The following is a 20,246-nucleotide window of genomic DNA, read 5'->3' as shown; positions in this document are numbered from 1 at the left end:
CGCATGGTCCGCTCCTGATCCACCACGGACCTGCCCGGGCCGGTCAGCGCTGCTTCGTGCCCCCGCGTACGGCGGTGACCAGCCATGAGCTGCTGCGCAGCCACACCGCTCCATCCGCCTCATAACGGCTGAGAGCATCGGTCAGCGCCTGGCGCGCCTCGGTCTGCTGCTGCGGGGTGACCTGGCTGAGCAGGTGGCGTCCGGGTCCGGAGTCCAGCAGGAACCCCGCGGCGTCCCGCGCGTCGGCACCCCACTTCCCCGGCACCTCGACGCGCCGCACGTCGACACCGGTGAACCCGCCCGCGGTGGCCAGGGCGCGGATGCGGTCGGGGTCGGTGAGGGAGAACATGCCGGGGCCGTCGGCCTTGCCGAAGCCGCCGAGCGGCACGATGGCCTCCAAGGAGGACAGCGCCTCAAGCCACTGGTTGGCCTCTGCTCCGGCCGCGCAGACGAAGGCCAGCCGGCCGCCGGGGCGCAGCGCGCGGTGGAGGTTGGTGAACGCGGCCACGGGGTCGGCGAAGAACGTCATGCCGTACCGGCTGATGACCGCATCGAAGCCTTCGGCGTCGAACGCGTGCACCTGCGCGTCGCCCTGGACGAAGGAGACGTTCCTCACCCGCTCCCGCGCGGCGCTCTCCCTGGCCTTCGCCAGCATCGGGCCGGACAGGTCCAGCCCCAGTGCCTGCCCCCGGCCGGCACGCAGGGCCGCGAGGCGGGTGGTGCGGCCGGCCCCGCAGCCCACGTCCAGCACCCGATCGGTCTCCGCGACGGCCGCGGCATCCAGGAGGGGCTGGTTGAAGCCGTCGTTGACCGCGTCCCAGCGGTCCTGGCTGCGGGCCCACTGCTCGCCCTCGTATCCGTTCCATGCCTCGGCCTGCGCGGTGTTGGTGAACTGAGCCATGAGTGACTCCCTCCCGCCGGAACGCGGCAGGGCGCCCCGACCCTAGTATGGGCAAGTGCCCAAACAGTATGGGCGGATGCCCATACTTGCAATGGGATTGAGGGAAGGGGCGGTTGTGTCACCTCGTGGAGTGGCGATTCCGGATTTGCGTGAGCGGTTGTTCGCGGCTGCGGAGCGGGTGGTGGCCCGGGACGGCGCTGCGGCTCTGACCAGCCGCGCGATCACCGCGGAGGCGGACTGCGGCAAGGGGGTCCTGCACACGCATTTCACCGGGCTGGACGAGTTCGTCGCCGAGCTGCTCCTGGACCGGTTCGCGCGCAGCGCCCGTCAGGCCGGGGCGCTGGAGGTGAAGGTGGGCGAGGGCACGGTCGCGGGCAACCTCCAGGAGGTCGTCCTCGACCTGCTGGAGGCGCTGCCCGCGGCAGTGGTGGGGCTGGCGATGACCCGTCCGGCAGCCGCGTTGCACACCCGGGAGGGGTTCCAGTCCGGCGCGCCCGCCTTCGATGCGATCCAGCACGCTTTCACCGCCTACTTGCAGGCGGAGCAGCGCGGCGGCCGGCTGGCCGCCGGCGCCGACACGGCCACCATCGCGCTCGCGCTGGTCGGCACGGTTCACCACCTGCTGATGACACGCGTTCCTGGACAGGGAGAGACCGCGGAGGCGACCACCCGGCGGCTGCTGGCCGTTCTGCTCGGCGGCGGGCAGCCGCCGACGGCGTAGTCCTCCGGCCCAAGGCAGGGGGCCAGGTGCCTGCGCCCGGCTGGCATCCCCTGCCGGGTGCCGTACGACAGTGGGTTGATGCCGGCGGAGGGCGGGTCAGCGCCCTGTGCTGGCGCTGGCGGGGACCGGCAGGTGGACGCCGTGACCGTTGTGCGGCCAGGAGACGGGTGGGGCCCGCAGTCTGCACGGCTGCCTTCGGACCCTCGGGGAGGCGGCCGTTCCAGGTCCAGGACGTGCCGTCGCCGACGGTGTGCCTGGTCCGGCGCCGAAGACGCACGCGCGCGTGAACTGCCGTCAGCCCTGCTTGTCGCAGATGGATTCCAGGGGCCGGGAACAGCGGCACGGGCACTCGGCGTCACCCGCCGATGACGGGCACCCTCCTGCGGCCGCAGGAGGGCCTGAACAGGGCCACCCGCCGAGGGGACACCTCCAGTGCCCGCAGGTGCTCGGATCGAGGGAAGAGCTCTGCCGGCAATCCGAGCACCCGCGGTTCAGTGACCGTCGCCGGCGACGACCTCGAACCGTTTGGCGAAGGTCTTGCCGCCGTCCCTGGATTCGTAGACGCCCGTATAGGCGGCGGCCAGGATGTGCTGGGCGTCGACGGCCGTGAGCGCCTGGGTCTGTCCGCCGGGCACGGTGCCCGTCCGCTGCCAGGTTGCACCACCGTCGGTGCTCCGGTGGAGGCCGCCCGAGTCGTCGAGCCCGTACAAGGCCCGGGAGGTGGCCCACGAGACGAAGGCCATCACCGGATGCCGGCCCGCGGCGAACGTTCTGCCGCCGTCGGTGCTCTTCGCGATCCCGTCGGCGGTGGTGGCCAGCACGACATCCGGGTCGACCGGGCTGACCGCGATGTCGAGTGCCTGGAAGGTGGCCCGGTCGTCCCAGGTGGCGCCGTCCTTGCTGACGCGGATCGCGGCGTTGGTGCCGTCATAGCCGACGATGGTGCCGTGGGCGTAGTCGAGGGCCTGGAAGTCGACCTTCCCGGCCGGATCGCGGCTCTTCCACGTCTTCCCGGAATCGGTGCTCTCGATCAGCCCGCGTCCGGCCGGGCCGCCGGTGCCCGGGGTAGGGGTGCCCATGGCCAGGAATGTTCCGGCCTTGGCCACGGTGAAGCCTATGAAGTCCTCCTCACTGTCACCTACCCGTACGGCTGCGCCGTTCTTGCCCGGGGTGAAGATCCCTTCGTGGGTGGCGACGTACAACTGCTGGTCGGCGGGGTCGATGCCCAGCCCGTGAACGTGGCCGTGTACCGACGCGGGCGACTCTGTGACCGCGGTGCCGGAGTCGGTGCCGGAGGAACTGGAACAGGCGGTCAGTCCGAGCGCGAGCACCGCTGTGGTGGCGAGGGGCCTTCGCAGTATGTTCTTCATCTTCCTGGTCCTGCCGAGGGTAAGGGGATGCCGCTGTTCCGGGCCCTCGTGCTGAAGCCGGAACAGCGGCGTGAACGGTGCGGATCAGAGTTGGTCGAGGACGCTCTGCATCTGCTTGATCTCGGTGGACTGGTCGTCAATGACCTTGCCGGCGAACTTCTTGGCCGCCCCGCTGAGGCCGTTCTCCTGCTCGTCCTTCGCCATGTCGATGGCCCCGTTGTGGTGTTCGATCATCATCTGGGCGAATCTGCGGTCGAAGTCCGTGCCCACGGCGTCGACGAGCGCATCCATGTCCTCGTCGGACATCATGCCCGGCATGTCCCCACCGCCATGTCCCGTCCCGCTGTGCTCCATGCCGGGCGACTCAGGCTTGCCCCACGACGTGAGCCACGACCGCAGGGTCTTGATCTCGGGGGCCTGGGCTTCCTCGATCTGTCCGGCCAAGGTCCTGATCCTCTGGTCTGACGCGCGGCCGTCGGCCATGCCAGCCATCTCCAGGGCTTCCTGGTGGTGCGGGATCATCGCCTGCGCGAACGTGACATCCGCGTCGTTGAACGCGCGGGGCGCGGCCGACGCGTTGGATTCCGGCGACGAAGAGGGGGAGTCAGGGCTGTTGTCGCCGCAGGCGGCGAGCAGCAGTGCCGCGGCGGCGACGGCTCCTGCTACCGCGACGCGGGGGTGCAGTGGCCGGTGGAGGGCACGCTTGAAGTTGATCATGTTCATGTACCTCGTGTGGTCGATTCACGATGAGCAGCTGAGCAGGCGTGTTCGGCGGTCGGCCCGGTAGGGCTCACCGCGCGGGACGACCGGCCTAGATGCGCAGAACCGACAGTTGTGCGAGGGCTGGTGCTCTGGGTGGAGGATCAGGGCGTACGGCGGTCAGAACCTCGGCAGCGAACTCGGCGAGCCGGCCGCGTCGGCCCATGAACACCCCGTGCAGCAGTGCGGCCATAGCCCAGGTGCCGAGAATTGCCACGCACAGCGAGGCCATGTCCATGGCCTCGCCCGGCGCATCCGGCGGTGCAACGGCACCGGTCGGCGCCGGGACGGCATACGGGGCCACGGCCGCCATGGCAGTAGGCGGACCCGTATCGGTGGTGGCGTCCGTGTGGTGTCCGTGCCCACTGGGCATCGTGCCCGTGCCTGTCTCGTGCGAGGAGTGGACCATCCCCGCACCCGAGTCGGCACCGGGGTGACCGACGGTGTGCATCACGAACACGCCTAGTGCCAGCACCACGACGAGCAGGAGCCGTGCTGCCAGGCCCACCGCTCGTGTGTACTGCTCCGCCATACCGGTACCTCCGTCGCCGACGATAGCCGAGCCGCGGGGGACACGAGCCCGCCGCGCGATCGTGTTCCGCCGATGACCGTGCCGCCATCGTGTTCGGCCGGCTTCCCGGCACTGCCACCGACCGCCGAATGTGTAGCCCGGGCCGGCCGGAGTCCCCTGTTACGAGCACTTGGCAGGCCGGCGGCCCTTCGAGGGGAGCAGGGCCGGCTGTCCGGCAGGGGCGGTACCTGTTGCCGGAGTGTCGCGTTGGGGAGACCGTGGAAGCGAGGGGAGTGAGGGAGTGAGTCCGTGCGAGCGCTCGCCTGCAAGGGCCGGGGTGGGACACCGTCCCGGACCTCTTGACGGAGGAGGCGACCGACGTGATCGTGCGTGTCGGCACCAGCACCTTCTGCCGGGGCGACCTGCACATCCTGCGAGGAGACTTCCCTGGCGTGCGACCGGGGACGGTCCGCGGCGACGAAGCCGTGGGCGCTGCCTCGGAGACCGGTTCACCGTCTGCGTCCGGGCTGCCTGGTGATGGCGCCGTTCGCCTCGACAGCGGCCGGTTGGTCACCCACACCTCCGGCCTCGACCGGACGGACCACGCCTGCGGGGAGTTTACGCAGGGCGCCGCCACAGCTGCCTTCGAAGTCGAGTTGCACGGGGAGGCGTCGTGCTGCACCGGGAGAGGGAGGAGCCCGGAAGCAGAGCCCAACGGGCCGGCCGGTCCGTGGGCCGCAGTGCCGGGAGGAGATCCGATGCACTGGGACACCATCCACAAGGACACCACATCGTTCGTCCCGCCCCGTCTCGCCGACCACGACCGTGCCTGCTCGGAATTCACCTGGGCACACGCACGCAGTCAGCTGGCCGGGCTTCCCGGCGGCGGCGTCAACATGGCCCACGAGGCGGTCGATCTGCATGCGGCATCCGACCACGCGGACAAGGTCGCACTGCGCTGTGTGGCCCGGGACGACTCGGTCTCCACCGTCACGTACGCGGAACTGGCGCGACGTACGGCGCGCTTCGCGAACCTTCTGCGGTCACTCGGCGTCGGCCGCGGAGACAGGGTCTTCACCTTGCTCGGCCGCTGCCCCGAGCTGTACACGGCAGTGCTCGGCACCCTGAAGAACACCAGCGTGCTGTGCCCACTCTTCTCGGCCTTCGGCCCCGACCCGGTGGAGCAGCGGCTACGGCTCGGCGACGCCCGCGTCCTGGTCACCACCGCGGCCCTGTACCGGCGCAAGGTCGCTGAACGGCGGGCCTCCGTCGCAGGACTGGAGCACGTCCTGATCGTCGGGCCCGGCGCCACGGAACTGCCCGGCACCGTCTCCTTCGACGACTTGATGGCCGCCGCCCCGGACACCTTCACCATCCCGTCGACCGCTTCCGAAGACATGGCCCTGCTGCACTTCACCAGCGGGACCACGGGCACCCCCAAGGGTGCGGTGCACGTTCACGAGGCCGTCGTGGCCCACTACGTCACAGCGGCGTATGCCCTCGACCTGCGCCCGGAGGACGTGTACTGGTGCACCGCCGATCCCGGCTGGGTCACGGGCATGTCGTACGGGATCATCGCCCCACTCGTCCTCGGCGCGACGGTGGTCGTCGACGAGGGGGATTACGACGCCCGGCGTTGGTACCGGATCCTCGACGAGCAGCGGGTCGGCGTCTGGTACACCGCCCCCACAGCCCTGCGGATGCTGATGCGCGCCACACCGCGCCAGGGACCGTACGATCTGCCACGCTCACACGACTTGACCGCTCTGCGCTTCATCGCCTCCGTCGGCGAGCCCCTCAACCCGGAGGCCGTCCTGTGGGGCAGGGACGTGCTGGGCCTGCCGGTGCACGACAACTGGTGGCAGACGGAGACCGGCTGCATCATGATCGCCAATCTTGCCGCCTGCGAGATCCGGCCCGGCTCGATGGGGCGGCCCCTGCCCGGGGTCGAGGCAACCGTGCTCGAACAGGGCGAGGACGGTCGGGCCCTGGTCACGGACGGCCGGGTCACGCAGGTGCGAAGCGCCGATGTCGAGGGCGAGCTGGCTCTGCGGCCGGGCTGGCCGTCCATGTTCCGTGGCTATCTCCATGAGAAGGAACGCTACGACGCCTCGTTCGCGGACGGCTGGTATCTGACCGGTGACCTGGTGCGCCGAGACGCGGACGGCTGGTACTGGTTCGTGGGGCGCGCCGACGACGTCATCAAGTCGGCCGGCCACCTGATCGGCCCGTTCGAGGTGGAGAGCGCACTGATGGAGCACCCGTCAGTGGCAGAGGCCGGCGTGATCGGACGGCCGGACCCGGTCGCCGGGAACGTCGTCAAAGCGTTCGTTTCGCTGCGTCCCGGTGTCTCGCCGACTCCGGCCCTGGAGCGGGAGCTGCTGGCCTTCGGCCGCCGCAAGCTGGGGCCCGCCGTCGCGCCGAGGGAGATCGCCTTCGACCAGGATCTGCCCAAGACCCGCAGCGGGAAGGTTATGCGCCGTCTGCTGCGCGCCCGCGAACTCGGCCTGCCCACGGGCGACCTGTCCACCCTGGAGGGATCCTCATGAGCCCGGCCCGCCCCACCGGCGCACGCAAGGACCCAGTTCTCCAGAAGGCTGAGAAGACCAGGCGGAAGACTGGCGTCGGCTCTTCGCCCGGCCGTACGACCGACGGGCACCGCAGGGACCTGTTGGAGGCCATGCTGCGCATCCGGCGTTTCGAGGAGCGGTGCGTCGAGCTGTACAGCGCTACGAAGATCCGAGGCTTCGTCCACCTGTACATCGGCGAGGAGGCCGTCGCCGTAGGCGTCAACGAGGCACTGACACCCGAGGACGCGGTCGTCGCCACCTACCGCGAGCACGGCCACGCTCTGGCCCGCGGAATCACGGCAGAGGCCGTCATGGCCGAGATGTACGGCAGGACGACGGGGTGCAGCGGTGGTCGGGGCGGATCCATGCACCTGTTCGACGCGAGCCGGCGCTTCTACGGTGGCAACGCCATCGTCGCCGGTGGACTCCCGCTGGCCGCCGGCCTCGCGCTCGCCGATCGCCTGCGCGGGCAGGGCCGTGTCACTTGCTGCTTCTTCGGTGACGGAGCCTTCGCCGAGGGAGAGTTCCACGAAACGGCGAACCTCGCCGCCCTGTGGCACCTGCCCTTGCTGCTCATCTGCGAGAACAACCTCTATGCCATGGGAACGGCCCTGGCACGACACGAGGCGCAGACTGATCTGGCCATGCGGGCCGCCTCGTACGGCGTGGTCGCCTGGGCTGTTGACGGCATGGACGTCGAGGCGGTGGAACAGGCCGCCCGCCGCGCCGCCGAGGCGGTCAGGGCCGGGGCCGGGCCGCACTTCCTCGAACTGCGCACCTACCGCTACCGCGCGCACTCCATGTACGACCCGGACCGCTACCGCAACAAGGCCGAGATCGAGCGGTGGAAGGACCGAGACCCGATCAACCGGCTCCTCGACCGCATGCGTGAGAACGGAGTGTCGCTCGACGACGAACTCGCCGGGATCGAGCGCCGGGTCGCGGCCGACGTCGACCACGCCGTAGGGGCGGCCGAGCAAGCGCCCGAGGAGCCGGTGGAGCACCTCCTGCGCCACGTCACCAGTGCTCCGTCGGAGGTGAGTTGACCATGGGGAAGAGCAAGCAACCGGTGGCGGTGAAGACCACGTACCGCGAGGCGATGCGCGAAGCGCTTCGGGACGCCATGCGCTCCGACGACCGCGTCTTCCTGATGGGTGAGGATGTGGGCCGCTACGGCGGATGTTTCGGCGTCAGCCTTGGCCTGCTGGAGGAGTTCGGGCCCGAACGTGTGCGTGACACCCCGCTGTCGGAGTCCGCGTTCGTGGGCGCCGGCATCGGCGCTGCCCTGGCCGGGCTGCGGCCGGTCGTCGAGATCATGACCGTCAACTTCAGCCTGCTCGCTCTTGACCAGATTCTCAACAACGCCGCCACGCTGCTGCACATGTCGGGCGGCCAGTTGCCCGTTCCGCTGGTCATCCGTATGACCACGGGCGCCGGACGGCAGCTCGCCGCCCAGCACTCGCACAGCCTGGAAGGCTGGTACGCACACATCCCCGGAATCCGAGTCCTCGCCCCCGCCACCATCGAGGACGCCCGCCACATGCTGGCTCCTGCGCTCGCAGATCCCGACCCCGTACTGATCTTCGAGCACGGTAGCCTCTACAACGCCTCCGGCGAACTCCTGCCGACCGCCTCACCCGAGGATCTGGACCACGCGGCGATACGCAGGTCCGGTTCCGATATCTCCTTGATCACGTACGGCGGTTCGCTGCCCAAGGCCCTCTCTGCGGCGGACCAGCTGGCCGCCGCGGGGATCAGCGCCGAGGTGATCGACCTGCGTACCCTCCGGCCCTACGACGCCCGGACGGTCGCCGCTTCCGTGGCCCGGACCCACCGTGCCGTGGTCGTCGACGAGGCATGGCGGACGGGAAGCTTCGCCGCCGAGGTCTCCGCCCGTATCGCTGAGGAATCCTTCTACGAATTGGACGCGCCCGTCGAGCGGGTATGCAGCGCAGAGGTGCCGATACCCTACGCCCGGCAGCTGGAGGAGGCGGCCCTGCCGCAGACCGCCGACATCGTCGCGGCCGTCCACCGGGCGGTGGACTGATCATGGCCGAGTTCAGGATGCCGTCTCTCGGCGCCGACATGGACGAGGGAACGCTCGTGGAGTGGCTGGTGGGTCCCGGCGACCTCGTCCACAAGGGCGAACCGGTCGCCGTCATCGAGACCGCGAAGTCGACCATCGAGGTGGAGTGCTTCGAGACCGGAACCATGGCCGAACTCCTCGCCGAGCCCGGCACGACGGTGCCGGTCGGTACACCGCTCGCGCGGATCGGGGTGCCGACGAAGAAGCCCGAGCGCCCGGGCGGCGAGGAGAAGCCGCACACCACCCGAGACCCGCGAAAGGCCAGGAAACCCAAGGGCCCTGGAGAGACCGGAAAGGCGACGAAGGGACGAGCGGCCCGTCGCGAGAAGAGCGAGTCCGCCAAGCTCCCGTCAACTGCTCCCGAACCCGCCACGGAACCGACCCCGGTACCATCCGGCCCTCGACAGGGTGACCACATGGAAGAGGGCCCGCTGGTCCGGCACCTGGCGGAGCAGAGCGGGGTCCGCCTGGAGTCGCTGCATGGTTCGGGACCCGGGGGAAGGATCACCCGGTCTGACGTCGAGCAAGCGGCGGCCGGCAGGAAACCGCGCCTTCGGATAACCCCTCTCGCCCGGCGACTGGCAGCCGAACTGGGCGTCGATCCGGCCGCGGTGCGAGGGACGGGCAAGGATTCGGCCGTGCGTGCCACGGACGTACGTCAGGCGGCTTCCCGCCCTGCGACCGTGGCCGCGGCGCCCCCCGCTCATGTCGGCGACTCAGTGGCACGTCCGTACGACAAGCGTCGTTCGGGGCACCGAGGTGTGGCCATGCGGCAGGCGATCGCCGGTCTGATGAGCCGCGCCAACCGGGACATTCCGCACTACTACCTCTCCACGACCGTGGACATGGCCGCTGCGATGGACTGGCTCCACGAGCACAACCGGAACAGCCCGGTCGGTGAACGGCTCCTCCCCGCAGCTCTGCTGCTCAAGGCCGCGGCCCTGGCGGCCCAAAACGTCCCCGCACTCAACGGCTCCTGGACCGACGACCACTTCAAGGCCGGCGAGGGTGTACATCTCGGCGTGGCTGTGTCGCTGCGTGGCGGAGGGCTTGTCGCCCCAGCACTGCACCACGCGGACACGCTGGCACTCCCGCAGTTGATGGCGGCCCTGAAGGACCTGGTCATCCGGGCCCGTACGGGCAGACTGCGGGCTTCCGAGGTGTCGGACGCCACGATCACGGTCACCAGCCTCGGAGATCAGGGAGTGGAGACCGTGTTCGGAGTGATCTACCCGCCGCAGGTGGCCCTTGTCGGCTTCGGGCGGGTGGCCGACCGGCCGTGCGCCGTCGACGGCATGCTGGGCGTGCGACCCGTAGTCACCGCAACCCTCTCGGCCGACCACCGAGCGACGGACGGCGCCGTCGGCGCCCGATACCTCACGGCCGTCACCCGCCTCCTCCAGAACCCGGAGAAGCTGTGAACATCAACCGAACCCAAGCACTGGACATGGTGAGGGATTCGATCTCTCAGGTCGTCCCGGACGCCGACTTCGCCGAACTGGGGTCCGACGAAGCGTTCCGTGACTCGCTGGAGATGGACTCCCTGGACTTCCTGAGCTTTGTCGAGGTGCTCAGCGAACGGTCCGGCGTTCGAATCGAGGACGAGGACACGCCCCAGCTGACCACGCTGTCCGGCAGCGCCGACTTTCTCGTCACCCGCACGGGCTGATGTGCCCGCGTGGAGATGAGGGGCGCTGATCGCTTCGACAGGTGTCGATCATACCCAGCGGCCGGCGGCGAAGTTCTTTACGGGAAGCGTGGTTCGCGGTCAGGGCCCCGTCGTTGCGCATCACGGAATGCAGCGGTGTGCAGCTGCGGTCCTCCGGTCCGTGGTGAGCGCTTGCCGGACCTGTGAGCCGGGGCCAGGCTGGAAGTATGGAGCGCGAGCAGGCTTCGGAAACGTTGACCGGATGGGCAGTTGAGAGCCCTGGTCCGGTCGCGGAGGGTCCGCTGGTGCATGTGCGGCGTGCGGTGCCGTCGCCAGGGCCCGGTGACCTTCTGCTGAGCGTGGAGGCATGCGGTGTGTGCCGTACCGACCTGCACCTTGCCGAGGGTGACCTGCGCCCGCATAGGGTTTCGACCGTTCCCGGCCACGAGATCGTCGGGCGGGTGGCAGCCGTCGGCGAGTCCGTCACAGGGTTCCGGATCGGTGACCGGGCAGGTGGGGCGTGGCTGCGCAGTACCTGTGGCGACTGTCGCTACTGCCGGGCGGGGCGGGAGAACCTCTGCCCGGCCTCCCTGTACACCGGCTGGGACGAGGACGGCGGTTTCGCCGATATCGCCCTCGTCCCGGCCGACTACGCCTACCGGCTCCCGGAGGATCAGGACGCTGCGCTGCTGGCGCCGCTGCTGTGTGCCGGGATCATCGGCTACCGGGCACTGCGTCGCAGCGTCCTGCCGCCCGGCGGGCGGCTCGGGATCTATGGCTTCGGGGCCTCAGCTCATCTGGCGGCGCAGGTTGCCCTGGCTGAAGGTGCGGCCGTGCACGTGCTGACCCGTTCGGCACGCGCCCGTGAACTCGCCGCGGACCTGGGCGCCTCCTCGGTGGGTGGGGCCTACGACCGACCGCCCGAACCACTGGATTCAGCGATCTTGTTCGCACCGGTGGGCGACCTGGTGCCCGTGGCGCTGGAGGCGTTGGACCGTGCGGGAACGCTTGCCGTCGCGGGCATCCATCTCACTGACATCCCCGTGCTCAATTACCGGCGGCATCTTTTCGAGGAACGTAACCTGCGCAGCGTCACTTCCAACACCCGGCAGGACGGCCGCGACTTCCTGGACACGGCCGCACGGATCGGCATGCGAGTCACCGTCAGCCCCTATCCGCTGAGCCGCGCGGACCAGGCTCTGAGGGATCTGGCTGACGACCGGGTGCGCGGCGCCGCCGTCCTCGTGCCTGGATGACCGCGGGGCCGGGCGCCTTCCCGATCTTGCACCGTACTCGTGTCACATATGGGCGGGACTCGTCCCGCGCGCGTCCTGGCCGGCTCAGCGGCTGCGCAGTACTGCGAGGGTGTTGTCGAGGTCGGCGGCCTTCGGTCGGTTGTGGGGGAGCTTGGCGAGCATGGCGGCCATGCCGCACGTGTTCGTGAGGGCGGAGAATGCCAGGCCGGCGGCGATGCCCGCGGAGAGGATCTGGAAAGCGGGGTGGATGAGCAGGCCCAGGAGAAGGCCGAGCAGGACGATTGCTCCGGCCGTGAGGCGGACCTGCCGCTCCATCCCCCACGTCGTCCGGGTGGTTCCCCGGGGGCGCTGCAGGTCGTGACCGTCGGCCGCCCAGGCGCCGGTGCCACCGGAAAGGGTGGCGGTGCTGATGCCGTTCTCGGCGAGAATCCGGCAAGCGTTCTCGGAGCGGGCGCCGGATGCGCACACCACGAGTACGTCTCCGCGGTCGGCGGCGTGGCGGATATCGGTCAGAGCTCGCTGGATCTGGTCCAGAGGGATGTTGAGGGCGCCGGGCACGTGGCCGCCGGCGAATTCGCCCGGGGTGCGCACGTCGATGACTGTCAGCTCGTGCAGGCGTGTGCGTGCTTCGTAGGTGCCGAGGGCGGTGGGCGTGGTCATGGCAGTGTCATCCTTCGTTCGTCGAGGGTGCCCCCATCATGGGGAGTACATTACCCCTGGGGGTATTTATGAGGAGTGATGATGGAACTTGACCTGGCAGGGGCGGAACTGAAGTCGGTCCTGAACCGGTTGCGCAGGGCCCAGGGTCAGATCTCCGGCGTGATCCGGATGATCGAGGAGGGCAGGGACTGTGAGGAGGTCGTCACGCAGTTGGCGGCGGCTTCGCGGGCTCTGGACCGGGCCGGGTTCGCGATTATCGCGACCGGGCTCCAGCAGTGTCTGTCCGAGATGGAGGACGGTCGTCGTTCCGGCGAGGACCGGGACGAGATGCGGGGCCGGCTGGAGAAGCTGTTCCTTTCGCTGGCCTGATGGTCGGGGCCCGGCTGTTCAGACGATCACGTCGACGAGCATGAAGGCCGCGACTGCCAGGAGGACCCCGGCGAAGATCCTTTGAAGGGTGGTGCCGGGGATCTTCGTCGCCAGGCGTTTGCCGTCCCATGCGCCGAGGATCGCGGCACCGGTGAACGGTGCGATCACCTCCCAGCGCAGGTCGCCGCCGGTTCCCGTCCGTGCGGTCAGCGCGGCGAGAGAGTTGACGGTGATGACGAGCAGGCTGGTGCCCACGGCCTGTTTCATGCGCAGGCCGAGGACGCTCACCAGGGCGGGGACGGCGAGGAAGCCGCCGCCGACGCCGAGGAATCCGGTCACGGCTCCGAGTCCCGCACCCGCTCCGGCCGCTTTGACGGGCCGTATCCGCTCCGGCGGTTCGGTGCTGGAGGGCCGCAGCATCCGCAGCGCCGCCAGCGCGGCGATGACCGCGAAAGCCGTGGTGAGGGCCACTTCGGGCAGGTGGCCGGCGGAGGCTCCGGCGAGGAATGCCGGGACGATGCCGGCCGCGGCGAACAGTGCGCCCGTCTTCCAGGCCACGTTCCCTTCCCTCGCATGGGCATAGAGGGCGGTGGCCGAGGTGGCGGTCACGATGATCAGGCTGGCTGTGGTGGCCGAAGCCGGCGAGAAGTCGAGCAGGTAGATCAGAGCGGGTACGGCAAGGACGCTGCCACCGCCGCCGAGAGCTCCGAGTGCCAGACCGATGACTGCTCCGGCGATCAGGGCGAGAATGAGGGTGCTCACACTATCGAGCCGCGGTTCCCGCGCTCATCGACGACCGGGAATCCGGCGGCGGCCCACGCGTTCATGCCGCCCTTGACGTCTGTGGTGTCCGCGCCACGCTCGGCGAGGAGCTTCGCCGCCCGCCGGGATCGGTGCCCGCTGCGGCAGATGACCACCAGCGGACGCCCCTGGGCCGCTTCTGGCAGTGCGGCGCCGGCGACCAGCCCGGTCAGCGGTGCGTGGACCGCGCCGGGGGCGTGGCCGGATCTCCATTCGGGGTCCTCCCGTACGTCCAGCAGCATCGCTTCGGGCCGGTCGCCGCTGGTGCGGGTGCGCGCCTCATGTACGGACAGGCGCAGGACACTCTTGTGCGTGAGGAACATGGTCGACGTCCCCTTTCTGTCGGGTGTGATCAGGCCTGGACCGGCTGGGTGTTCCCTGTGTCAGCCGCGGTGACGATGGTGAGTCCGGCCTCCTCGGCGGCGTCGAAGCCGTCGTCCACGGCTACCACCCTCCGCCCTGCGGCATCCAGCAGTGAGGCGGCGATGCCCGCGCGCATGCCGCCGGCGCAGTGCACCCAGACCGTGCCGTCGGGCACCTCGTCCGTGCGGCCGTGCAGTTGGTGGACCGGTATGTGCACCGATCCCTCGATCCAGCCGTCCGCGCGTTCGGAGTCGCGGCGCACGTCCAGCACGACAATCCGGGCCTTGTCCTGCGCCGCGAGCTCCGCGAACGTGGAGCGGGGGAACGACACGGCGCTCTCGTTGTCGCGGAGCCAGTCGGTGGGCCCGCCGATCGAGGCGGCGGCCGGGCGGTCGATGCCTACGCGCACCAGTTCTCGCTGGGCGGCGGCAAGCTGGTCGACGGACTCGGCAAGCAGGGTGACGGGCTTGCCCCACGGGATCATCCAGGCGAGGTACGTGGCGATCTTGCCGTCCGCCTCGAAGTTGAACGAACCCGCGACATGTCCCTCGGCGTACGCGATCCGGCTGCGCAGGTCCACCACCCACTCTCCTGCTGCGAGCCGGGCGGCGATCTCATCGGGATCGGCGACCGCGGGCGGAGTCAGATCGACGGGCGCGGGGCCGGCTGCGTTGGCGGGGCCCATGTACGCGTAATAGGCGGGCACGTCCTCCAGGCCGGCGATGAGGTCGGCGACGAAGGTGTCCACGTCGACGGTGAGTGCCGTGTTGGCGGTCTTCTCCTTGCCGATCGTTGTCGAGTCCCCGTCGGCCTGCGCTGAGGAGCAGAAGCTGCCGAACCCGTGGGTGGGCAGAACCTCCGTCTCGTCAGGCAGGGTGTCGGCGAGACGGTGCGCCGACGCGTGCTGGGCGCGCGCCAACTGCTCGGTCAGGCGTGGCTCGACGAGATCGGGTCGGCCGACCGTACCGATGAGCAGGGAGCCGCCGGTGAAGGCCGCGACGGGCCGGCCGGTTTCGCTCAGTACGTACGCGGTGTGGTGCGGTGTGTGCCCCGGGGTCGCCACGGCTGTCAGAGTCAGCGCCTCGTCGATGTCGACGGTGTCGCCGTCGGCAACCGCGGTCCGGGCGAACGGGACACGCGCACCTTCGGGCACCAGATAGGCGGCTCCGGTGATCCGCGCCAGTTCCAGACCGCCGGTCACATAGTCGTTGTGGATGTGCGTCTCCACCACATGGGAAATACGCACCCCCCGCCGGGCGGCGGCCCCGAGGACCGTGTCGATGTCCCGGGGCGGATCGACCGCCACCGCTGTCCGCTCGCCGCCGGCCAGATAGCTGCGGTTGCCGAGGCCCTCCAGCTCGATGGTGTCAACGAAGAACACTGAGTTACTCCTCTCGAGTATTACCCCCCGGGGTATGTAGTCACCGTAACACCATTACCCCGGGGGGTATATTCCGAGCCGCGTCGGTCGCTGCGGACGAACCGTGTGATCCGACGCTGCCAGGGATGAGAAGAGCGAGGTGGAGGCCGATATCTCCGCCACGGTCGTGGGAGTACCTCGCGCGACGGGTGGCTTCCGTTCCTCGGATGGTGGTTGCCTCCTGACAGAGCCCGAGGCGACGACCCTCGAGCCTCGCTGTTCGCGGCAAACGCCTGAGAGCCCTGCGGAATGGAGCCACGTGAGCGCAGCCGCCCGCCGGGATGCGCTCGGCGACGCACCCGGTCACTCTGGGAACATGGCCGTTCGGATGCCCGGGGAGCCGGGCGGACACCATGACGCGTTCCGTGAGCTGACCGCACGGAACGGACGGCGCGGTGGACTGTTGCCGCCGGCGCTGGAACGGGCCAGGGAGAGCACCACCGAAGGGCCGGAGACGTGGGCGCCCCACGTCGCGGAGGCAGCCGGACTGCCCGCCGCCACAGGGCTCGGCCCCGCCACGTATTTCGCCGATCTCGCCGCCCCGCGCGGCGAGAGGCATGTGCGTGTCTGCACTGCGACGGCGTGCTTCGCCGCACGAGGCGGACATCATCTGGGGGAGGCCGAACAGGCACTGGGTGTGACTGCGGGGCGGGCGGACGCCGACGGCCGGACCTCCCTGCAGGCGGTGCACTGCCTCGGCTACTGCTACGCAGGCCCCGCCGCCCTGGACGGCACCACGCCCTGCACCGGTAACGATCTCGCGGACCAGCTCAGTCGGCGGACGGAGCCGCGAGCGCCCGCGATCCCCGTGTCCGACATGACCGGAGCGCCCGTACTGCTTGCCGGTGTCGTCGAGGGGGAACCCGCCTGGGACGTCTGGCGCCGGACGATGGCCGGGCAGCGTCCCGAGGACGTACAGGAGGAGGTCGCGGTCTCAGGACTGCGTGGGCGGGGTGGCGCGGGATTCCCCGTGGCCGCCAAGTGGGCGTCCGTGCTGGGACAGCCGGACGCGATCGTCGTCGCCAACGGGGACGAGGGCGACCCCGGCTCGTACGCCGACCGGCTGCTCATGGAGGAGGACCCTGACCGGGTCCTCGAAGGGCTGGCCCTCGCCTGCTTCGCCTGCGGCGCCCGGCGCGGCACCGTGATGGTGCGCTCCGAATACCCCAAAGCCTTGGCGCGACTGCGCCGCGCGGTGGAGCGCGCGACAGTGTCCGGCGACCTGGCCCCCTCGGACCACGAAACCGACCGGACCGGTCCCCGCCCGTACATCGAGATCGTCGAGGGCGCGGGCTCCTACGTGGCCGGTGAGGAGACCGCCCTCATCGCCCGCCTGGAGGGCGCCCGTGGATGCGCGCGCCCCCGGCCTCCCTACCCCACGGACCACGGCCTGTGGGGCGCGCCGACTGTGGTCAACAACGTGGAGACCCTTGCCGCCGTGCCCTGGATCGTCCGTCACGGCGGCACGGCCTACGCCCGGCGCGGCGTACCGGACGAGACCGGCACCAAACTGGTCTGCCTGTCCGAGCGGTTCGCCCGCCCCGGCGCCTATGAGGTCGAACTCGGCACACCCGTGGACGAGATCGTCACCCGGATCGGTGGCGGCCTCAGGGATGGCCGCGAGCTCGTCGCGCTCCAGATCGGCGGCCCCCTCGGCGGCTTCCTCGCTGTGCACGCGCTCGATGTCCCCCTCACCACGGCCGCGCTCGCCGAGCGCGGGGCCGCCCTCGGTCACGCCGGCATGGTCGCCTTCGACGACGCCACGGACCCGCACGAACTCCTCGGACACATCTGGGAGTTCGCCGCCGATGAGAGCTGCGGCGCCTGTTCGCCCTGCCGGGTGGGTACCCGGCGAGGGCTCGAATTCGCCCAGGGCCGGGACGGGCCGGGGGAGACATATGAACGACTGGCACGTTTGATGGCCGAGGCGAGCCTCTGCGCCTTCGGACGCAGAGTGCCCGCCGCTGTCCGCAGCCTGGCCCGCGCTTACGGTCCGGCCCTGGAAGGATGGGATCGATGACACGGCTCCAGATCGACGGCGCTCCGGTAGAACTGGCCGCCGGGACCTCACTGCTCGACGCGGTACGTGCCACCGGAGCCGAACTCCCTTCCCTCTGCCACGACGACCGACTCCGGCCGGCCGGCTCCTGCCGGTCCTGCCTGGTTCGCGCCGACGGACGGACCGTCGCCGCATGCGTCACGCCCGCTACGTCAGGCCTCACTGTCGAAACCGCGGACGAGGAGGTGCGGAATCTGCGCCGGGACGCGCTCACCCTGATCGCCTCGGAACTCCCGCCGTACGCACTTGCCGACAGCACGCACAGTGAACTGGCCGAGGCATGCAGGGCCTTGGGCGTCCCGGCGGACACGGCGGTCGGTGACCCCGGACGCGGGCAGGACGAGAGTCACCCCTTCGTACATCTAGACCGGGACCTGTGCATCGCATGCGGGCGCTGCGTCCGCATGTGTGCGGACGTCCAGGGCACCTTCGCCCTGACCCTCACCGGACGCGGCGCCGACACGGTCGTCGCTCCCGGCACCGGAGGTCCCTGGGCGGCCTCCGACTGCGTCTCCTGCGGCGGCTGTGTCGATACCTGCCCCACCGGCGCGCTCACCCAGCCGGGGCCCGGCCGCGGCCTCACCTCCCAGCAGTCGCACCCCGACCAGGTGCGGACCACATGCGGGTACTGCGGTGTCGGCTGCACCCTCGACGTCGTCGTCGATGAGGAACGGGTCGCGGCCGTCCTCCCCGCCAAGGACGGACCTGTCAACCGAGGCCACGCCTGCGTCAAGGGGCGCTACTCGTACGGATACCTCACTTCCGCGGAACGCCTTACCGAGCCACTGATCCGCCGCAACGGGACTCTTGAGAAGGCAAGTTGGGACGCAGCGCTGGCCTATTTCGCCGACGGGCTGCGCACTGCCGTCGAGATCGGCGGGCCCGACGCGGTCGCCGCCGTCTCCTCGGCCCGCGCCACCAACGAGGAGAACTACCTCGTCCAGAAACTTCTCCGGACCGTCATCGGCACCAACAACGTGGACAACTGCTCCCGTCTCTGCCACGCTCCCTCGGCAGCCGGACTCACCGCCTCCTTCGGACGCGCAGGCGGCACCGACCCCTTCGACGACGTCGAGACCGCGGACTGTCTGATGGTCGTGGGGGCCAACCCCGTCGAGGCGCACCCGGTGGTGGGTGCGCGCCTCCTTCAACAGGCCCTCGGCGGAGCCTCCCTGATAGTGGTGGACCCCCGTGCCGTCGGTCTCGCACACCACGCCGACGTGCATCTGCGCCCTCGCCCCGGAACCAACGTCGCCCTTTTTCACGGTATCGCCCACGTCCTCGTCGACGAAGGCATGACCGCCCCGGACTTTCTCGTCGAACGTGCCGCCGGACTCGGCGAACTCACCGAGCTCCTCGCCGACTACCCGCCCGCGCGCGTCGCCGAGATCACCGGCGTCCCCGCCGGGGAAATCATGGCCGCTGCCCGGCTCTTCGGCCGGGCCGAACGCCCAGCCGTCCTGTACGGTCTCGGCGTCACGGAGCACCTGCACGGCACCGACGGTGTACGGACCCTGGCGAACCTGCCCATTTTGCGCGGGGCCGTCGGCGGCACCGGACGCGGCTACGGCATCAGCCCGTTGCGTGGACAGAACAACGTCCAGGGCGCCTCCGACATGGGTGCTCTTCCCGACCTGCTTCCCGGTTACGGCCGGGTCACCGACCCCGAGGCGCGCGCACGTGCCGAAGAGGTGTGGGGCCGCCCCGTCCCGGCGCAAGCCGGACTGCGCATTCCCGAGATGTTCACAGCTGCCCGCGAGGGGCGGCTGCATGCCCTGTGGATCATCGGCGAGGATGTCTGCGCCACCGACCCCGACAGCCGACGAGTCGCCGAGGCGCTCGACGCCTGCCCGCTGGTGGTGGTCGACGAGCTCTTCCTCAGCGAGACCGCCCGGCACGCCGACATCGTTCTGCCCGTGGCTTCGTGGCTGGAGAAGGACGGGACATTCGTCAACTTCGACCGCCGCTTCCAGCGCGTACGGACGGCGGTTGCTCCACCCGGCGAGGCCCGTTCCGATTTCGATGTCCTACATGCCGTCGCCGAAGCTCTCGGCGCCGACCTGGGCTGCCCCACGCCTGCGAGTGCCCTCGCCGAGTGCGGACGGGTGACGCCCCTCTTCGCGGGTCTCTCGCACGAGCGGCTCGACCGTGAGGGCGCGGTGCCATGGCCCTGTCCTTCGCCGGACGGGCCGGGCGAAGCCACGCTGTACACCAGATCGTTCAACACCTCCGACGGTCGTGCCCACCTGTCCGCCGCCCCTTACCTCCCGCCCGGTGAGCGGCCGGACCAGGACTACCCGCTGCTGCTCGTCACGGGGCGCCGTTGGGCCCACTACAACTCGGGAAGCATGACGCGGCGCGGCGACAACCTCCTCCTCGACGCCCACGACCGCCTCGACCTGCACCCCGAGGACGCTGCCCGCTACGGACTGCGGGACGGCGCCCCCGTCACCGTCGAGAGCCGCCATGGACGGGCCCGCCTCATCGCCTCCGTCGGTGCGGAACTCGCCCCAGGACAGGTCTTCTGCTCCTTCCACTTCCCGGTCAGTGGTGTCAACACCCTCACCTCGGACCATTCCGACACCGTGACCTCATGCCCGGAGTACAAAGTCACAGCGGTGCGGGTCGTTCCCGCGAAGCCGGATGGCTGACGGGCGACGCAGGGCGCCGAGGACTTGGCGGTGCTTCGTTCCGACGGCGACCACGTAGCAGAACGCGGACCGAACGGTGTGTGCGCCCGAGCGGCGTGAGC

At 70.2% G+C, this 20,246-nt stretch carries 18 protein-coding genes and 1 pseudogene; 11 read left to right on the top strand and 8 right to left on the bottom strand.

Features of this window, described 5'->3' with window-relative positions; all coding sequences use genetic code 11:
• Positions 1 to 43: 43 nt before the first annotated feature.
• Positions 44 to 901: a class I SAM-dependent methyltransferase gene (locus tag AB0C82_RS24285; RefSeq protein WP_362845601.1), complete on the bottom strand. Its 858-nt coding sequence runs from the start codon at positions 899 to 901 to the stop codon at positions 44 to 46.
• A gap of 115 nt (positions 902 to 1,016) precedes the next feature.
• On the opposite strand from AB0C82_RS24285, the gene AB0C82_RS24280 reads away from it, so the two are divergent.
• Positions 1,017 to 1,622, top strand: a complete 606-nt coding sequence (locus AB0C82_RS24280; protein ID WP_362845599.1) for a TetR family transcriptional regulator — start codon at positions 1,017 to 1,019, stop codon at positions 1,620 to 1,622.
• A 491-nt stretch (positions 1,623 to 2,113) separates the two neighbouring features.
• On the opposite strand, the gene AB0C82_RS24275 is transcribed toward AB0C82_RS24280, so the two are convergent.
• The 3 genes from AB0C82_RS24275 to AB0C82_RS24265 form a co-directional block, all read right to left on the bottom strand.
• Positions 2,114 to 2,992, bottom strand: a complete 879-nt coding sequence (locus AB0C82_RS24275) for a F510_1955 family glycosylhydrolase (protein WP_362845597.1) — start codon at positions 2,990 to 2,992, stop codon at positions 2,114 to 2,116.
• 84 nt (positions 2,993 to 3,076) lie between these two features.
• Entirely contained in the window at positions 3,077 to 3,709 is a 633-nt protein-coding gene (locus tag AB0C82_RS24270; protein ID WP_362845595.1) for a DUF305 domain-containing protein, read from the bottom strand.
• Positions 3,710 to 3,803: 94 nt separating this feature from the next.
• Entirely contained in the window at positions 3,804 to 4,283 is a 480-nt protein-coding gene (locus AB0C82_RS24265; protein WP_362845593.1) for a hypothetical protein, read from the bottom strand.
• Between the two features lie 359 nt (positions 4,284 to 4,642).
• Between AB0C82_RS24265 and AB0C82_RS24260 the strand changes: the two are divergent.
• From AB0C82_RS24260 to AB0C82_RS24230, 7 genes and pseudogenes are all read left to right on the top strand, one after another.
• Positions 4,643 to 4,786, top strand: a pseudogene (locus AB0C82_RS24260) (alcohol dehydrogenase catalytic domain-containing protein); the annotation flags it as partial.
• 234 nt (positions 4,787 to 5,020) lie between these two features.
• Complete coding sequence (gene acsA / locus AB0C82_RS24255; RefSeq protein ID WP_362845953.1) at positions 5,021 to 6,811, top strand: acetate--CoA ligase; 1,791 nt, start codon at positions 5,021 to 5,023, stop codon at positions 6,809 to 6,811.
• Entirely contained in the window at positions 6,808 to 7,878 is a 1,071-nt protein-coding gene (pdhA, locus tag AB0C82_RS24250) for a pyruvate dehydrogenase (acetyl-transferring) E1 component subunit alpha (protein ID WP_362845591.1), read from the top strand. The genes acsA and pdhA overlap by 4 nt, the downstream gene beginning before the upstream one ends.
• Before the next feature lie 2 nt (positions 7,879 to 7,880).
• On the top strand, positions 7,881 to 8,879 hold the full coding sequence (locus AB0C82_RS24245) for an alpha-ketoacid dehydrogenase subunit beta (protein ID WP_362845589.1): 999 nt from the start codon (positions 7,881 to 7,883) through the stop codon (positions 8,877 to 8,879).
• A gap of 2 nt (positions 8,880 to 8,881) precedes the next feature.
• On the top strand, positions 8,882 to 10,339 hold the full coding sequence (locus tag AB0C82_RS24240; protein ID WP_362845587.1) for a dihydrolipoamide acetyltransferase family protein: 1,458 nt from the start codon (positions 8,882 to 8,884) through the stop codon (positions 10,337 to 10,339).
• Complete coding sequence (locus AB0C82_RS24235; RefSeq protein WP_362845585.1) at positions 10,336 to 10,587, top strand: phosphopantetheine-binding protein; 252 nt, start codon at positions 10,336 to 10,338, stop codon at positions 10,585 to 10,587. Before AB0C82_RS24240 ends, AB0C82_RS24235 begins: the two co-directional genes overlap by 4 nt.
• Before the next feature lie 206 nt (positions 10,588 to 10,793).
• Positions 10,794 to 11,822: a zinc-binding alcohol dehydrogenase family protein gene (locus AB0C82_RS24230; protein WP_362845583.1), complete on the top strand. Its 1,029-nt coding sequence runs from the start codon at positions 10,794 to 10,796 to the stop codon at positions 11,820 to 11,822.
• 84 nt (positions 11,823 to 11,906) lie between these two features.
• On the opposite strand, the gene AB0C82_RS24225 is transcribed toward AB0C82_RS24230, so the two are convergent.
• Positions 11,907 to 12,482: a rhodanese-like domain-containing protein gene (locus AB0C82_RS24225; protein WP_362845581.1), complete on the bottom strand. Its 576-nt coding sequence runs from the start codon at positions 12,480 to 12,482 to the stop codon at positions 11,907 to 11,909.
• Positions 12,483 to 12,563: 81 nt separating this feature from the next.
• Between AB0C82_RS24225 and AB0C82_RS24220 the strand changes: the two genes are divergently transcribed.
• A complete protein-coding gene (locus AB0C82_RS24220) occupies positions 12,564 to 12,851 on the top strand; it encodes a metal-sensitive transcriptional regulator (protein WP_362845951.1) in 288 nt (95 codons plus the stop codon).
• Between the two features lie 18 nt (positions 12,852 to 12,869).
• Here the strand turns inward: AB0C82_RS24220 and AB0C82_RS24215 are convergent, their stop codons facing one another.
• From AB0C82_RS24215 to AB0C82_RS24205, 3 genes are read right to left on the bottom strand one after another with little or no spacing between them, the layout of a single operon-like run.
• Entirely contained in the window at positions 12,870 to 13,613 is a 744-nt protein-coding gene (locus tag AB0C82_RS24215) for a sulfite exporter TauE/SafE family protein (RefSeq protein ID WP_362845579.1), read from the bottom strand.
• The gene (locus tag AB0C82_RS24210; RefSeq protein WP_362845577.1) at positions 13,610 to 13,975 is read right to left on the bottom strand and encodes a rhodanese-like domain-containing protein; all 366 of its coding nucleotides are present in this window, start codon (positions 13,973 to 13,975) and stop codon (positions 13,610 to 13,612) included. Before AB0C82_RS24210 ends, AB0C82_RS24215 begins: the two co-directional genes overlap by 4 nt.
• 29 nt (positions 13,976 to 14,004) lie before the next feature.
• A complete protein-coding gene (locus AB0C82_RS24205) occupies positions 14,005 to 15,396 on the bottom strand; it encodes an MBL fold metallo-hydrolase (protein ID WP_362845575.1) in 1,392 nt (463 codons plus the stop codon).
• 355 nt (positions 15,397 to 15,751) lie between these two features.
• On the opposite strand from AB0C82_RS24205, the gene AB0C82_RS24200 reads away from it, so the two are divergent.
• Together AB0C82_RS24200 and fdhF are read left to right on the top strand one after the other, a co-directional pair.
• Positions 15,752 to 17,455, top strand: coding sequence for an NAD(P)H-dependent oxidoreductase subunit E (locus AB0C82_RS24200; RefSeq protein WP_362845573.1), 1,704 nt, complete (start codon positions 15,752 to 15,754; stop codon positions 17,453 to 17,455).
• Complete coding sequence (fdhF, locus tag AB0C82_RS24195; protein WP_362845571.1) at positions 17,452 to 20,145, top strand: formate dehydrogenase subunit alpha; 2,694 nt, start codon at positions 17,452 to 17,454, stop codon at positions 20,143 to 20,145. Before AB0C82_RS24200 ends, fdhF begins: the two co-directional genes overlap by 4 nt.
• Positions 20,146 to 20,246 lie beyond the last annotated feature (101 nt).

The sequence above is a fragment of the Streptomyces sp. NPDC048560 genome, from assembly GCF_040650955.1.
GTDB lineage: Bacteria > Actinomycetota > Actinomycetes > Streptomycetales > Streptomycetaceae > Streptomyces.
The sequence above is the reverse complement of the archived record's forward strand: the minus strand, read 5'-3'. Positions and strand labels throughout refer to the sequence as shown.

Excerpts from the sequence above, each read along its gene's own strand:
- fdhF (WP_362845571.1), top strand. The coding sequence starts at position 17,452 with ATGACACGGCTCCAGATCGACGGCGCTCCGGTAGAACTGGCCGCCGGG.
- AB0C82_RS24200 (WP_362845573.1), top strand. The coding sequence starts at position 15,752 with ATGGCCGTTCGGATGCCCGGGGAGCCGGGCGGACACCATGACGCGTTC.
- AB0C82_RS24230 (WP_362845583.1), top strand. The coding sequence starts at position 10,794 with ATGGAGCGCGAGCAGGCTTCGGAAACGTTGACCGGATGGGCAGTTGAG.
- AB0C82_RS24245 (WP_362845589.1), top strand. The coding sequence starts at position 7,881 with ATGGGGAAGAGCAAGCAACCGGTGGCGGTGAAGACCACGTACCGCGAG.
- AB0C82_RS24265 (WP_362845593.1), bottom strand. The coding sequence starts at position 4,283 with ATGGCGGAGCAGTACACACGAGCGGTGGGCCTGGCAGCACGGCTCCTG.
- AB0C82_RS24240 (WP_362845587.1), top strand. The coding sequence starts at position 8,882 with ATGGCCGAGTTCAGGATGCCGTCTCTCGGCGCCGACATGGACGAGGGA.
- AB0C82_RS24220 (WP_362845951.1), top strand. The coding sequence starts at position 12,564 with ATGGAACTTGACCTGGCAGGGGCGGAACTGAAGTCGGTCCTGAACCGG.
- AB0C82_RS24285 (WP_362845601.1), bottom strand. The coding sequence starts at position 901 with ATGGCTCAGTTCACCAACACCGCGCAGGCCGAGGCATGGAACGGATAC.
- AB0C82_RS24275 (WP_362845597.1), bottom strand. The coding sequence starts at position 2,992 with ATGAAGAACATACTGCGAAGGCCCCTCGCCACCACAGCGGTGCTCGCG.
- AB0C82_RS24210 (WP_362845577.1), bottom strand. The coding sequence starts at position 13,975 with ATGTTCCTCACGCACAAGAGTGTCCTGCGCCTGTCCGTACATGAGGCG.
- acsA (WP_362845953.1), top strand. The coding sequence starts at position 5,021 with ATGCACTGGGACACCATCCACAAGGACACCACATCGTTCGTCCCGCCC.
- pdhA (WP_362845591.1), top strand. The coding sequence starts at position 6,808 with ATGAGCCCGGCCCGCCCCACCGGCGCACGCAAGGACCCAGTTCTCCAG.
- AB0C82_RS24270 (WP_362845595.1), bottom strand. The coding sequence starts at position 3,709 with ATGATCAACTTCAAGCGTGCCCTCCACCGGCCACTGCACCCCCGCGTC.
- AB0C82_RS24225 (WP_362845581.1), bottom strand. The coding sequence starts at position 12,482 with ATGACCACGCCCACCGCCCTCGGCACCTACGAAGCACGCACACGCCTG.